General features: G+C 62.3%; 15 protein-coding genes. 3 read left to right on the top strand and 12 right to left on the bottom strand.

The window, feature by feature from the left end; genetic code table 11:
- Positions 1–46: 46 nt before the first annotated feature.
- Positions 47–451 carry a MerR family transcriptional regulator gene (locus ACZ1J6_RS23925; RefSeq protein WP_465128783.1) on the top strand — a complete coding sequence of 135 codons (405 nt, stop codon included), beginning with the start codon at positions 47–49 and terminating at the stop codon, positions 449–451.
- Between the two features lie 113 nt (positions 452–564).
- Here the strand turns inward: ACZ1J6_RS23925 and ACZ1J6_RS23920 are convergent, their stop codons facing one another.
- The gene (locus ACZ1J6_RS23920) at positions 565–1,545 is read right to left on the bottom strand and encodes an aldo/keto reductase (protein ID WP_465128782.1); all 981 of its coding nucleotides are present in this window, start codon (positions 1,543–1,545) and stop codon (positions 565–567) included.
- A 69-nt stretch (positions 1,546–1,614) separates the two neighbouring features.
- Here ACZ1J6_RS23920 and ACZ1J6_RS23915 point away from each other — a divergent pair, with 69 nt between their 5' ends.
- Positions 1,615–2,013, top strand: coding sequence for a MerR family transcriptional regulator (locus tag ACZ1J6_RS23915; protein ID WP_465128781.1), 399 nt, complete (start codon positions 1,615–1,617; stop codon positions 2,011–2,013).
- Here the strand turns inward: ACZ1J6_RS23915 and ACZ1J6_RS23910 are convergent.
- From ACZ1J6_RS23910 to ACZ1J6_RS23870, 9 genes are all read right to left on the bottom strand, one after another.
- Positions 2,001–3,047, bottom strand: a complete 1,047-nt coding sequence (locus ACZ1J6_RS23910) for an NAD-dependent epimerase/dehydratase family protein (RefSeq protein WP_465128780.1) — start codon at positions 3,045–3,047, stop codon at positions 2,001–2,003. The two genes, ACZ1J6_RS23915 and ACZ1J6_RS23910, sit on opposite strands and share 13 nt — an antisense overlap.
- Before the next feature lie 43 nt (positions 3,048–3,090).
- Positions 3,091–3,645, bottom strand: a complete 555-nt coding sequence (locus ACZ1J6_RS23905) for a TetR/AcrR family transcriptional regulator (protein WP_132269493.1) — start codon at positions 3,643–3,645, stop codon at positions 3,091–3,093.
- 356 nt (positions 3,646–4,001) lie between these two features.
- Positions 4,002–5,012: a tetratricopeptide repeat protein gene (locus tag ACZ1J6_RS23900; protein WP_465128779.1), complete on the bottom strand. Its 1,011-nt coding sequence runs from the start codon at positions 5,010–5,012 to the stop codon at positions 4,002–4,004.
- Positions 5,013–5,029: 17 nt separating this feature from the next.
- A complete protein-coding gene (locus tag ACZ1J6_RS23895; RefSeq protein ID WP_465128778.1) occupies positions 5,030–5,923 on the bottom strand; it encodes a surface-adhesin E family protein in 894 nt (297 codons plus the stop codon).
- Between the two features lie 37 nt (positions 5,924–5,960).
- Positions 5,961–6,302 (bottom strand): hypothetical protein, encoded by a 342-nt coding sequence (locus ACZ1J6_RS23890; RefSeq protein ID WP_465128777.1) that lies wholly within the window; start codon positions 6,300–6,302, stop codon positions 5,961–5,963.
- A gap of 6 nt (positions 6,303–6,308) precedes the next feature.
- On the bottom strand, positions 6,309–6,758 hold the full coding sequence (locus tag ACZ1J6_RS23885) for a lysozyme inhibitor LprI family protein (RefSeq protein WP_465128776.1): 450 nt from the start codon (positions 6,756–6,758) through the stop codon (positions 6,309–6,311).
- A gap of 784 nt (positions 6,759–7,542) precedes the next feature.
- On the bottom strand, positions 7,543–8,859 hold the full coding sequence (locus ACZ1J6_RS23880; protein ID WP_465128775.1) for an oxygenase MpaB family protein: 1,317 nt from the start codon (positions 8,857–8,859) through the stop codon (positions 7,543–7,545).
- A 23-nt stretch (positions 8,860–8,882) separates the two neighbouring features.
- Entirely contained in the window at positions 8,883–9,725 is an 843-nt protein-coding gene (locus ACZ1J6_RS23875) for an oxygenase MpaB family protein (RefSeq protein ID WP_465128774.1), read from the bottom strand.
- Positions 9,725–10,789: a cytochrome P450 gene (locus tag ACZ1J6_RS23870; RefSeq protein WP_465128773.1), complete on the bottom strand. Its 1,065-nt coding sequence runs from the start codon at positions 10,787–10,789 to the stop codon at positions 9,725–9,727. Before ACZ1J6_RS23870 ends, ACZ1J6_RS23875 begins: the two co-directional genes overlap by 1 nt.
- A gap of 154 nt (positions 10,790–10,943) precedes the next feature.
- Here ACZ1J6_RS23870 and ACZ1J6_RS23865 point away from each other — a divergent pair, with 154 nt between their 5' ends.
- On the top strand, positions 10,944–11,522 hold the full coding sequence (locus ACZ1J6_RS23865; protein WP_465128772.1) for a hypothetical protein: 579 nt from the start codon (positions 10,944–10,946) through the stop codon (positions 11,520–11,522).
- 257 nt (positions 11,523–11,779) lie between these two features.
- On the opposite strand, the gene ACZ1J6_RS23860 is transcribed toward ACZ1J6_RS23865, so the two are convergent.
- The gene (locus ACZ1J6_RS23860) at positions 11,780–12,817 is read right to left on the bottom strand and encodes a serine hydrolase domain-containing protein (protein WP_465128771.1); all 1,038 of its coding nucleotides are present in this window, start codon (positions 12,815–12,817) and stop codon (positions 11,780–11,782) included.
- A 17-nt stretch (positions 12,818–12,834) separates the two neighbouring features.
- Positions 12,835–13,560 carry a GntR family transcriptional regulator gene (locus ACZ1J6_RS23855; protein ID WP_465128770.1) on the bottom strand — a complete coding sequence of 242 codons (726 nt, stop codon included), beginning with the start codon at positions 13,558–13,560 and terminating at the stop codon, positions 12,835–12,837.
- Between the last annotated feature and the right edge of the window lie 8 nt (positions 13,561–13,568).

Raw genomic sequence — 13,568 nt, 5'->3', positions numbered from 1 at the left:
CGATGACAGGCTATATGAGGCCTGTAGCAACTACAGGGTCAAGAGCATGGCGTTGACGATCGGGGAAATGGGCAAGGCGACCAACACGAAGATCGAGACGATCCGCTATTATGAGAAGATCGGCCTGCTACCTAAGCCCGCCCGCACGTCGAGCAACTACCGGGACTATGGGCAGGCTGAACTTGGCCGCCTGTCTTTCATACGACGATCCCGTGACCTCGGCTTTTCACTGGATAAAGTGCGCGCGCTCCTTGGCCTTTCCGACGAAAAAAGCTGCAACTGCGCTGGAATCGACCGGATTGCCAGCCAGCACCTGCTGGAGGTGGATCGCAAGATTGCGGACCTCCGTGCCCTGCGGCGCGAGCTGAAGGCAGTGATCGATTCCTGCGATGGCGGCACTGTCGCTGAATGCCGGATCATTGAAGCTTTGGGGCCAGTCGCATCTACATAATTGCAGGTTTTCGCGCCAAAAGCTGAGGCCATCGCCCGGATTGCCACGTCCGGAGTTGGTCGGGCACTGTCAGCGGCCAAGCGCCCAGATCGGGCGTTTGGCGATAATTTTGATCAGATGGCAATTCCCGCGACTTCGCATGCGAGCGGTTCCAATTCCGCCATGGCGGTCTGATCGAGCGTCAGAGACGCGGCCGCCACGTTCTCCTGCAGGCGCCTGGGGCTCCGCGTTCCGGGTATCGGCGAGACAGCGGCCCCAAGTTCACCGGCCTTGGCATAAAGCCAGGCGATCGCGAGCTGCGCCGAAGTGACGCCCTGCCCTGCGGCGATCCCTTCGATCTTGGCGACAAGGCGCATGTTCGCCTCCCGATTCTCGGCAGAGAAGCGCGGGAAGTAGGAGCGTGCATCTCCTGCGCTCAGGTTTTCGGCAAGGGTCTGGCCGGTGAGCATTCCTCGTCCGAGCGGCGAATAGGGTACGAGCGTGATCCCAAGATTTACAGCCGCAGGCACGATTTCTGCCTCGATATCGCGGGTGAAGATCGACCATTCCGACTGAAGCGCGGCGATTGGGTGAACGGCGTGCGCCTCGCGCAGCTCTTGCGCGCCGACTGCGGAAAGACCCAAGGCACGCACTTTGCCCTCCGCAACGAGGTCCGCCATTGCTCCGATCGATTCCGCGAGCGGCACATCGGTGCTGCGGCGATGCATGTAGTAGAGATCGATGACCTCGATGCCGAGGCGTTGGAGCGAGTTCTCGGCTGCTTGGCGGATGAATTCCGGGCGATTGTCGAGGCTCCAGTTATCCGGCCTCTCAGGCGTCCGGGCATAGCCGAACTTAGTCGCGATCACCGCCCGCCCCCGGTTTGCCTGAATGAAGGACGCCAGGAAGCGCTCGTTCTCACCCATACCGTAGACGTCTGCGGTGTCGAACATCGTGACGCCCAGTTCGAGCGCCAGCTCCAGTGTGGCAAGGGACTCGGTTTCATCGGTATCGCCGTAGAATTCGCTCATGCCCATGCAGCCCAGGCCCTGGATGCCGATGGCGGGACCGCCGCAACCGAGCGGGATCTGCGGAAGACGATTTATGCCAGTCATTGAAGAACTCCAGATATCGACAGGCAGGACCTATAAGTGTGGAGTATGGTCAATGGTCAAGACACCTTCATGCTGATTTCGCAGTTCGCCAGGACGGCCGGACTATCGGTCGACACGGTGCGGTTCTACATCGCCAAAGGTCTCCTGAAGCCCGAGCGTAGTGCGAAGAAGGGCGGCGCCAATCCCTATCAGGTGTTCAGCGCGGACGACGTTACCGCTGCACAGATGATCCGGCTGCAACAGTCGCTGGGATACTCACTCGCAGAGATCGGCGCGCTGGCAGAGGAATACCGCCGGGGCGCCGGCTCGCCGGAGCGGACCGGGGAAGTCCTGCGCAAGCAGATCGTCAGGCTTGAGGAACGCCAGCGCGAACTCGATGCCGCATTGGCGTTCCTCAAGGGCAAACTGGCATGGGTGGAAGCAGGCCAGCCCGGCACAGCCCCCCAGCCCAACACCTACCTTTGCTGATCCCCGCCGGCGGAAGCGAGGCGCTTGAGTTCCGCCATGCCTTCGTCGACCGAAACCACAGGGGTATATCCGAGATCGCGCTTGGCCTTGGTGATGTCGAGCGTCACCTCGACGGCCATCGTCGCCAGATCCTGCCGTGTCACAGGCGGCTTGATACGGCCCCCGGAAAGCCGTGCCGCGAACTCGCCCACACGGGCTACGGTGCCGACCAGCCAGGACGGCACTACCTTTTCGGGGGGATCGATCCCCTGCGTTTCCAGCAAGCGGGAGACAAAGCTGCGGAATGTCGTGGGTTCTCCATCGGTGATGAAGTAAGCCTCGCCCGCCCGGCCCTTCAGCAGCGCCAGTTCGATGCCATGGCAGGCATTGGCGACATGCGTGGCTGACGTCAGGTATTCGCCGCCGTTGATCCAGGCCATCTGCCCCGAACGAGCGGCTTGTGTCAGGATCGGCAAGGCGGTCGTGTCGTCGCGCCCCCAGACGAAGCGCGGCCGCACGATGACAGCCTCGAAGCCATTACCGCTCTGCGCCCGTACGATCCGCTCCGCTTCGGCCTTGGTACGCGAGTAGGCCCCGGGAAAGCGCGAAGGCACCGCCAGGTTCTCATCGACGTTGATCAGCGCCCGGCCGCCCAGAAGTACCGATTCCGTGCTGACATGCACTGCCCGCCGCACACCTGCCTGCCGGGCCATGGCAAATATGGCCCGGGTTCCCTCAACATTGACCTGGACATGCTCGGGCGTCTCTGGACCGTGGCTCGTATGGGCCGCAGCGTGGACCAGCGAGCGGCATCCTTTCATCGCCTCGGTCACGGCCGGGCTGGAAAGCTGGGCGACAATGGGCCTTGCGCCGAGCGCGCGGACCACATCGGCGGACTGCTGCGAGCGAACGAGGGCGACAACCTTGAAGCCCTTGGCGACGAAATGGCGGGTCAGGTTCCGCCCGAGATAGCCGTTGCCCCCGGTCACAAAGAGCGGGGACAGCAGTTCTGGATCGGAGGCGCGATCACCTCCGATGGCTTGAAAGTCTTTCATGGAATTTTCTGCCTTGTAGGTTACGGGCAAAGGCCCGGCACGATCAGCCCGGAGGGCCGGATGCAAGCCAGCGGATATCCTCGAGCAGCGCTTCGCGCTCTTCGATGGACCATTGGTGGTAATCTAAGGTTTCGAGCAACTTGAGGCCCTCGAGCGCGAGATAGGCGAGCATCGGGCCTCTGGACGGCCCCGCCTCCTCGCAAATGCGGTCGATCACGGCGGTCTGGTTCTTCTGGATGGCAGCGCGCAGCGAGCGGTCCTGAGCCAGCGCCGCGCAGATGTTTAGCGCGACCGCGCGAAACTCGTCGGGAAATGGCTGGCTTGCTGCGGATATCCGCCCCTTCATCGTCGCATTGTCACTGCCCTCGAAGGGTTCTGCCGCTGCCTGGTTGAAGGCATTGTCGCGCACGACCGCGCGTTCGACCATGGCCTCTATCAGGGTCTGCTTGGTGCCGTAGTCGTACACCACGCTACCCTTGCTGATCCCAGCCTCCTGAGCGACGCCGTCCAGCGTCAGGCGCGCCGCACCTACCCTTGAAACGACGACTTCGGCCGCATCGAGAATGCGGTTCTGATCGATACTCTTCTTGCGGCCCATTGGCGTCGTCCATTTATATCTGACCGGACGGATATAAATGGACGACGCTCGACCGTCAATTGCAGATTGTCCTGTTTAGGCATCCGGAGGCCCAGTGGCAGCAGGTCAGTTAAACAGCCATGGCCGTAGCACCCTGCTCTCACCGTTCGGAGGCCTGGACAGTTGCCGCTGCTGGATCCAAAGTAGCCGGTCTCCCCTAGAGGTGAAAAATCGGGGATTAAATGACCGATAAGGGTTGGCTGTGGTGGGCAAGGCCCGGGACGTTGCTACAGCTAGCCGCCACTACAGGAAAGTCTGGAAACCCCGAAACCGGTCGTGCGTGTAGACTGCTGTAACGACGGATTCGACGATGAACGTCAGAGACCAGGCTGCCTGGAGCTGTCTATTGCTTTTGAGGCGGTCGCCGCAGCGTACGCATTGGCGAGTGCCTTCTTCGCCTTGCCGGCAAAGGATGCCTGCGGGTCGAGCTTCAGTGATCGTTCAAACAAGGCGATCGCGCGGACATAGTCGCGATCGCGACCACTCCCCTTTTGATAGGCCTTGCCCAGCATGAGGCAGCTCTCCGGATCGCCGAGGCTGCATGCCTTGTCGAACAGGTCGAGGGCATAGCCCCGGTCTTTGGTCACTCCATGGCGCTGATGGATCATCATGGCCAGGTTCCCGCAGGCGCTGGCGTCGCCAGAGCTGCATGATCTGTCGAACAGCGCAGCCGCCTGCCCATAATCGCGAGAGACACCCTGGCCGTCGCGATAGAGGACGCCAAGATTGTAGCATGATTTTTCATCGTCGCCGTCGCAGCCCTGCATGAACAATCGGGCGGCCTCTTTCTGGTCACGAGGCAGACCCTTGCCCAGCGAGAGGGCGGCGCCCAGGTTCATGCATCCATCCGGCGACCCGTTGTCGCAGGCTTGCCTGAAGAGGGCGGCAGCACGGTGCTCATCCTTCGCGACCCCGTCCCCGTGAATATAGGCTAGGCCGAGGTTTGAGCAGCCGTTGGCATTGCCGCCGTCGCAAGCTTGGGCATAATAAGCAGCCGCCCGGTCCATCGACAGCGCAACACCCTGTCCTTGCCCATAGGCGAACCCGGCCATGGAGCAGCTTGCCATATTGCCGAGCTTGCATGCCTTTATGGTCAGGTCTGTTGCCCGAACCAAGTCACGCGCGACATCTCGACCTTCACGGTAGCGGCTGCTTAGTTCGAAACAGCTGCCGGCATCATTCTCTTCGCAGCGGGTGGCGAGGTTCGACGCGGAAGCCGGGGCTTCATCGAGTGGCAAATCGGGATCGGCTTCCTGCGTCGCTGCGGCGGCCTCCTGCGACCGCACAGGATGCGCCGTGGATACGACAGCCAGCGTCAGAACGATCATGGGCGCTATGGCCCACCTCAACCGCCTTCCCCATTAGCTCCGTCGCGGACGAGCCGCGCCTGAAAGCGCAGCGATTGCGGTGTAGCCTGCAGCACGTCGATCATGAAGTCGCCGATTGTGACCGTCTTTTGCGTCTGCGGAAAGCGCATCGGTTGGCCGGAGCCGGCGTGGACAAGGTCGTCGATGCTGTAGCCGCGCTTCTCGAACACCAGCTCGCCCTCCTTCACGCCGAGATAGGCGATGTCGTAGATCTCGCCCACTACATCCGTGTCGTAATCGCTGGTCGCCGGAATCTGAACGCCCTTCGCATAATCGCGTGGCGGGACGATCGCATTGCCTGCTAGCGCGGTCTGCGCCGTGCCGAAGGTGTCGACGCCCGGCGCCTTGGAGCGGATGACCGGCACTTTAGGGTCGAGGCGCATCCGTTCATGGAGCGCCGCCGGACTCTCCGAAGCCTGGGTATCAGCGATCAGCGCTTCGGCAAACGCTACCTCGTCGATCTGCAGCGGAAATCCATCGGCTGCCGTGCGGTCGTCGGCGCAAACGAACTGCCATTGCGCCTCCCCGACCGTGCCGGGCACGACTGCCTCCGGCGCATACGAAACCGCGGCCTCGTCGAGCCGCTTGTCATCAGTATCATAGCGCATGGCCAGATCCCACGTCTCGGTGCGCTTCTTGCAGTCCGCCTTCATGTAGACACGAATGAGCGCCGCCGGATTGGCCGGGTCGCGGATCACCTGGCTCGCTTGATAGCGAACGACATCGCCATCGCGCTGGATAGACCCTACATCGACGAACAGTACCCGGTCGGAGTCCTGTGCGACGAACCACCATTGCGAGGATCCCGCCTGTACCGCCGTCGGCGCAGCGCCAAGCAGACCGCATAGGAGTGTACCGATCGTCCTGCTCACCAGATGCTCTCTCCTCGTTGTCATGCGCCTAAGCCTATTATGCATTCGGGGCACCTAATGGCTCAATCGATTTGCTATCTTTCGTACAAGTGAAGCGCGATGCGCGCAGCGGCGCTTTTACGCTGACCGCATCGGCCCGCCAAATCTGCCCCAGGCTCGGGCTGGACGTCATCGCGCTGCGGTCGATCCTCATCCCCGCCTGAGGGGCCAGCTCGCGCTCGAAAAAGCGGATGCATGCCTGAACGTCGGCATCGGTGATCCCGGGAATCGTGACCTCATCGTCCCGGATGCCGGCCGGCAGCATTCCCGGGATCCGATCGGCCTTCACCACGTCGTGCGGGAGGGGCGTGGCGGCGAGAAGGAATGCTGTTACGATCATGTCGCTCTACCCTTCGATGCGCAGAATTTGCTGTAGATGCTCAAGTTCAATCGCGCGGTCGCGCACTGTGGCGGTTTGACTGGCCGCCTGCATCGGCACGTACATCGTTCCCTTTCGGGTTTCGAACAGGGCCGAAGTCGCCTTGGCATTGGTATCCCGAAACAGGAGCCATGCGCGCTGGGCATCGCGCAGATGGGCGGCGGCGTTGGCGGGAAGATCCCGCATCAGCGTCGCATAGGCCGCATTCATTCGGCGATCATAGGCGTTTGCCGCATTGTCTTGGCAGCCAGTCTGACCGGCGGTCGATGCATTCTCAGCATCGTCGAGGCAGCGCTGAAGCTGGCGTTCGGTAGAGTCCATAGCCTCCGCTGCTGAAAGCGCCGCGGGGAACAGCGTTGCACCGAGGAGGATGACACCAAGAGCAAGCCGGGCTTTTGACTGATCGGATAGCCACATAGCGTGATGATCTCTCAGGGCGTTACTGTTTTCAACAACTGTCTTCTGTTCCCGATGTATCGGGGCTGCGGCATTCGATCGTGGCAGGATCCGGCTACCTCATGGTTGACGGGCTTTGCATGACGATCGCCATCCTCCTCTTCGTGACAATCGCACCGCTGCTGTTTTTGGGTATGTTTGTTCTTTCGGGCAGGCTGGACCTCAGGATCGCAGAGCGGATACTTGACTGGACGATCGCAGCGCTGGCTATTCAGTGGCGGCGGGGCAGTGTGCTCAAGTGTCGCAGGCGGCGCAGCACTGGCCGCAGGCGGCGCCTTGTGCGCGCTTGGTTTCGATCACCAGACGCGTTGGATCGCGGCGATCGTGCTGGTCCCTGTCGGCTTACGGCGCATCGGGCGTGGTCTGGGGGCGTGGACCGTTTCGACCCCGATCGCCGTGAACTCGCGCCGGGCATTCACATGAGCGGCGCTGACGATCGCTCGCCTCGGCTGCAGCGGCGCTGGCTCGGGTGTTCATATTCGTTGCTGTCGTGTTTGCGACAGGGGTGGTGGCTGTCTTAGCATGGGATAGTCCGGTCATTTAACAAGCGAGCTGAGAGCGACAGGTGCTCGTCGCCTACTGCCGGTTAGCGAACGGGACGCACCAAGAAACGAAAAATTGGCTGCTGAACAAGGGACAAGAGTCGAGACCAACCTCCGGAACAACCCTTGGTAACACCGCCGTGCTGCATATTGACTTAAAATGAAACCACGCGTTTCCAAGCCCCTGCCGTCAAGAGGCAGGCTTATCCGTGGCTCAGCGTTTTCCCGTCGCTTACGAACTCGGCATGTCCATAGCGCTTCAACAAACCGGACAGCCGACGAACCAGATGCCGATCGGCCACCTCGCGGATCACCGGCACTTCGGCCAGGACATCGAACAGCCTTAGCTGCGTGGTGATGCGCACCGCAGCAGCCAAAGCCAGCTTGCGGTCCAGCACGGTATAGCGGATTCCCAACGCGGCAGCGCGGCCGACGTCTCCCTTGAGGAAATGGCGAATGAAAAAGGCCTTGGCGAAGCTGCGCTCCAGCCGGCTATCGACAAGACCGCGCGGCGTCGGTTCGTGCGGGAGCCGAGCGGCCAGCGTACCTCTTACTAGTGCGCCGCACGTTTCGTCGTCGAAGGCGGGGCGTAATGTGGCCTGACGCGCCACCATCAGTCGCACGATCTCCTCCGGCGTCTCGCCCAGCAGCGTGCGCGGTAGGCCGAGCAGGAAGCAGCGATAGCGCGCAATCTCGATACGCGCTCGCTCCTGCCTGGTGAAAGGGCGCTCTTCACGCAACGCCTGGGCAGCGATGAGAAGCGACCCGATCTGGCCGGCCGGCATTTGATCCACCTGCGGGATCGGCACGCCGTAGATTGCAGGATTCCACTTGTCCGGGCGGCGCGTCACGTTCACGCGCACCATGGAATGCATCAGGCGCACCATTGCCGCGGCGTGGAAGGCCGCGCCATGGCGCTCAAGCGCGCTGGGCATCACCGTCAGCGTGAAGAAAGTGGCTGTCTCGTTCACCCGCTTGGCGGCCAGCGCGTCCGAGAGATTGCCAGTCAGCGCCATCGGCAGCGCCGAATAGCGGTTCATGAACGTCGCCAGAAATGCCCCCCGAATCGCAAAGGGTACCAGATGCGCGTAGTGATTGCGCTCAATCCGGGCCCCTTCGTTCACCAGATCCATGTCGATCCAGTCGGGGCGCTCCTCCATCGCTGCAAGGAACGCGGCCAGTTCGGGGGGCGCCTCAGGCACTGAATCGATCCCTTGCGCGCAGGCGGTGCACAGCCATTGCACGAGCTGCCGAAAGCCATGTTCGTCCATGCGCGCGGCATAGGCATCGGCCACGGGATCGCCGGTCAGCGTGTAAGCTGCCATCATCGCCACCAGCGGTTCGTCCGCTCGTACTTGGCCATCCATTGCGGAAAACCCGGGAATGGTATCGCCGGAATCGCCGAATGCGAAACGTTCCGGCATCGAGGTCAGGTCCAGCCCACCGTAGATTTCGGGCACAAGCTTGGCTTGGCGATCGACGTCCTGCCACAGCTGCGGATGGTGGTTGCGCTGATGCATCAAAATGCTCCTTGGAAGGTTCCTCAAGCGGTCAGACGGCGCCGGGCCTGCGCCGCAGGCATCGTCGGTAGCGGGATGAGGCCCGAAGCGCCGGCCATGGCGCGAACCGCCAGTGCCTCACCGGGGCGAAGCCCCCGACCCCGAAGCTGCGCGAACCTGCGCACGGGTTCGGGCACGATAGAGACGGCAGCGCGCAGCAGCAGTCTCTGGAGCGGGCGCAGTGGAGCGGAAAGGATCGCGGCATCGTTCATGATCGCGAGAAATTCGCTCAGCACATCGGATGGTTCGAGACGCCAGGCGGTGCGGCTAAGGAGCGCTTCCCACCCCGCCGCCGACACGGGCGCATCGCGGGCGCCGTAAAGCTTCGCTGCCGGAGCGCCCTCGGCAAACGCGGCGTCCCACTCCCGTGCGGAAAGCAGACGGACGTAGCGATCGTAAGCGGCAGTGAAGCCGAAAGTCGCGGTGGCCTGCACCCAGTCCAGCAATTCGGGGTTGTTGGCGCGGTAGGCGTCACCATGCACATTCGTGCCGCTTACCCGCTCATGCATGGCGACCACCTGCGCGATCATCTCTCGGGCTTGGGACTGCGGGCCGTAAATCGTCATCATCGCGGCGAACCCGGTCCGGCGCAGGCGCATGGCAGGATCGCGCCGAAAGCTGGAGTGGTCCCACACGCCCGCCCGCACTGAAGGCTCTGCCAGTTCGAGCAGAACCGCCGCCACGCCGCCGATGAACAGCGAAACCGGGTTGGCGAAGACTTTCCAGGCGACGCCGTCCTTTGGTGCCAGCGCGGGTTCCCCGGCCGGGCGGGTGAAATCGAAATCCATGCCCGGCGGCGGGCGAAGCAGGTCGGCAAGCGGTGCCATCACACTGCCCCCTTGTCGATCGCCATGCGGCAGTCGCGCAGTTCATAGCCGGTAACCAGCGGGTTCCAGCCCACTGTGGGCGCCTGCACCAGTTTGATGCCAGGAACGGACAGCAGCCGCCTCAGAAAGATTTCCGCCTCGGCCAGCGCCACGCCAGCGCCGGGGCAGCGATGCTCGCCGTCGCCAAAGGACATTCCCGCACCGCCGACGCGATCGGCGCGCTGGCGGTCAGGGTCGAGGTTGAACGGGCAGGCCCCGACTGCTCCGGGATCGGCATTGGCAGAACGTATGTCGAGCTCCAACGGAGGGCCATCCTCCACCGGGCTGCGATAAAGGTAGCCTACCACCGGCTCTAAGCGCAGGATTTCCTCCAGAATGCCCAGGCGTTCCTGGCGATCAACTGCCAGAAAGCGCGCACGCAATGCGGCATCGTCCAGCAGATGCCAGCCGGCCATGGTGATGAACTCCCGGGTGGTGACCATGCCCGCTGCCCCGTAAGTAAAGCACTCGACCAAAATGTCGCGGTCGCAATAACCTTCCGCGATGAGGTGGGAGATCACGTCCTGGCGCGGGGCCATGCGACGGGCGGCAATTGCAGGGCGCACATCGGCGAAGTGGAAGTGCAGCATGTGCCACTGGCCTTGCAGGAAGGCGGACAAGCGGGCCAGCCACCCCTCGCGCGTGGCCGCGCCGACCGAAAAGAAAGCATCGAGCCTGCGTGCCATGGCAGGCCTGTCGCTCTGCGTCAGCCCCACGATTTCGGCAGCGACGGCCACCGCCAGATGCAGCGCCATCGCATCGAGCTTCGCGGAGCCATCCTGCTTCAGCCGGTCTATCAACCGGTCTGCCTGGTTTTCGATCAGGGGGCGGTGCTGCTCTTCAACCACGCGCGGCGCGAAGAAGCGGGCGGTGGCGGCGCGCTGGCGACGGTGCGCCTCGCCCGACAGGAACAGGATTGGCGGACGAGTAAGGCTGCCGGATCGCTTGATCAACTCCGCCTTGAAACCGGCCTGCCGCATCCCTTGCTCCCGCAGGACCTGTCGAACGGCATTGAACCCGGTCACCTGATTTGCCGCGGTTACGGCAAGCGCGCTACCTCCAGGAATTGAGCGGCGCCGATCCGCGTCGGCTTGCAAATTATTATGGACCGGACAGAAAGCACTTGGCATCTTTCGTCTCCATATATGACAAGTAACTCGTCATAACGTAGGATCGATCATGCAGGTTGCAACCAGCCCTAAGCGACAAGACGCCCGCGCAGTGCGGTCGCGCGCGGCCATGCAAGGCGCTCTCATCAAATTGCTGCGCGATTTACCGCTTGCCGAGGTCACCGGGGCGATGGTCAGCGAAACAGCGGGAATTGGCTATTCTACCTTCTTCCGACACTATGCCGACGTTCGCGCCCTTTTGGTGGATGCGGTAGGAGAACTGGCTAACGACTTGGCGCAAAAGATGCTGCCCGCCCTGCTCGATGGCCAGGCAGGGCCGGCAGCGCTGGCGCTGATCCAGGAGATAGACCGCCGTCGCGCCGAGGTAACCGCCCTGATGGCCGGTGCGGGCGAGGCCATGCGCGTTGAACTGGCAAGCAGCATCGTGGACCGCTTGGCCGCACTGCCTGACATTTCGCCTGACTGGCTCCCCCAGCACCTCGCCCTGCGCGTCGCTGTGGCCGCCACGATTGAACTGTGCGACTGGTGGTTACTTGAACAACCCGCGACCCCGATAGCGGTGGTAGCGGACATGCTGGACAGGCTAGTCGTCGCGCCCATGACGGCCCACGGAACCGGTACCATTTAAGGCCCGGACCATGGTGCCCGGTAGTGCTCAGTCTCGCTTTTTCATTCCAGTCATCCTGCCACCACAGTCTATTCGTTTATTAGTCGATCTCACCGTTACCCCGATCGAGAAATGGTGATTTCAGTAAGGACCCGATGGTCGTCGGCGCTGTTGTGTGTGCGACAGGATCTGGTCGACACTTGCCACGATTGCGGACCGTCCCACCGAGAGATCGAAAAATAACGACTGAGCGGCCGATAAGGGTCGTCTGCGAAATCTCATGAGCCAAGCAGAGCTGCGACGCGCCGCCAAACCTCATCGTCAAAATTTGTGTCGCTGGCCGCTGCGCCCGTACGCACGACTATCAGCTTTTTGCTGGGAATGATATAAAGTCGGCGGTCCAACGCCCCGAATGCAGCGACCATGTCCGCCGGTGCAGCGCCTATCAAAGGCCCATCTTTCCGGCCAGAAGCTCGGACTGTGAATGCGCTGCCGTTGAGCCACCACAGCCGTCCATAGGCCGGATTGGCGCCAGACGGCATGAACATCGCGTTGAGCCCGGCCTGCGACACGACGCGCCGGCCATCGGCGCCAATGCCGCCCTTGAGGATCATGGTCCCGAGTGCCGCGAGGTCGCGCGGCGATGTGACGAGGCCCGTGGCATTCCCGACACCCGCAAGCGCACCTGGACGTTGGCGCCATTCGGTATCCTCCATCCCGGTCGGCACCGTCAGCCAATCTTTCGTAATGGCGTCGAGGGGCTGCCCGGAGGCTGACGTCAATATCCGCTTCGTGACGGCGTAGACAGGGGTATTGTAGAAGAACTGCCTCCCCGCAGGCGCGACATAGGCGAACCCTTCGTCCAACCCCGAACTCATGGTGAGAACGTCCAGCACGCGGATGCGCGCTTCCTGATCGGGGGCGGCTCTGGACCACCCCGTCCCCAGATAAGCCGAGACCGGCTTTTCGACATCGATCAGGCCCTTGTCGACGGCGATCGCGACCAGCACCGACACGAAGCTCTTCTGCGCCGAGGCAACGTCTTCCAGAAGACTTCCCTCTTTCGTTCGTTCGTAGACGAAGGATGCAAAAACCTTATCCCTTTCCGGCGCGGGCCAGTTTTGCTCGACGAGAACATGTCCGTCCTGGATCAGAAGGAACCCGGTCGTGTGCTGACTCTCCAGATAGTTAATGAGTTCACGCATCGGGCCTGACATGCCGTGCTCCGTTTTGTCCTGAGTGGCCGGTTGCGGGGCCCGGGCATGCACGAGGCCGCCCGCACAGAGCAGACCGACGAAAAACAGGCCTATCGTCATCTTGCACTTAAACATCGTCACTTTCTCGTGGTGGATACCGCAGTTCGGCCGAACCCGCGAGCAAGCAGGATACGGGACACCGCGTCCTGCATGAAATTGATGAGCCCACGCGCGCCTTGAGCCGCTTTCTCGGCATCACGGGTCAAAAGCGCGGCACGAATGTCATGCCAAAAACTGTACGGACCGCTTCCATTCGCGTTGATGGCCAATGCCACGTAGGAAAAATGCCACCGCGTCTTGCGGCGAATGGATTCGATCATGCGCTGTGCATCCGCGCTGGCGTTGGCCGTCATGTCAGTGAAGATCGCTTCGCTGATGTCCATGATCTCTTCCGCTGCCGCGCCCTGATCGGCGGCCATGAGAAGCCTATCGATCTTGGCCAGCATCTGCGCGATCGCTGTATCCGAGGCTCGCAGGCAGGCGAAACGCGCGGCAAGCCCATAAAGCGCGGCCCTCACTTCATAGAGATCGAAGACTTCCTCGACGGTGGTTTCCGCTACCCGAGCCCCCCGATTTTCCTCCAGTTCGATCAATCCGTCATCTGCGAGCGTGCGCAGAGCCCGGCGCGCCACCGAACGACCGATGCCGAATTCGGCGCAAAGCTTCGCCTCTCGAATCCATTCTCCCGGCGTAATCTCGCTACGTTGAATGCGCAGCCGCAGCGCCTGCGTCACATCGCCGGCGGTAAGCCCGGAATCCGGTTTGGCGGCATCTAATTCCAAGCGTTTCCCTTCCTGCGACATGCCTCAGC

This window comes from Novosphingobium sp. BL-S-21, from assembly GCF_055521655.1.
This window is presented reverse-complemented; position numbering and strand designations above follow the sequence as displayed.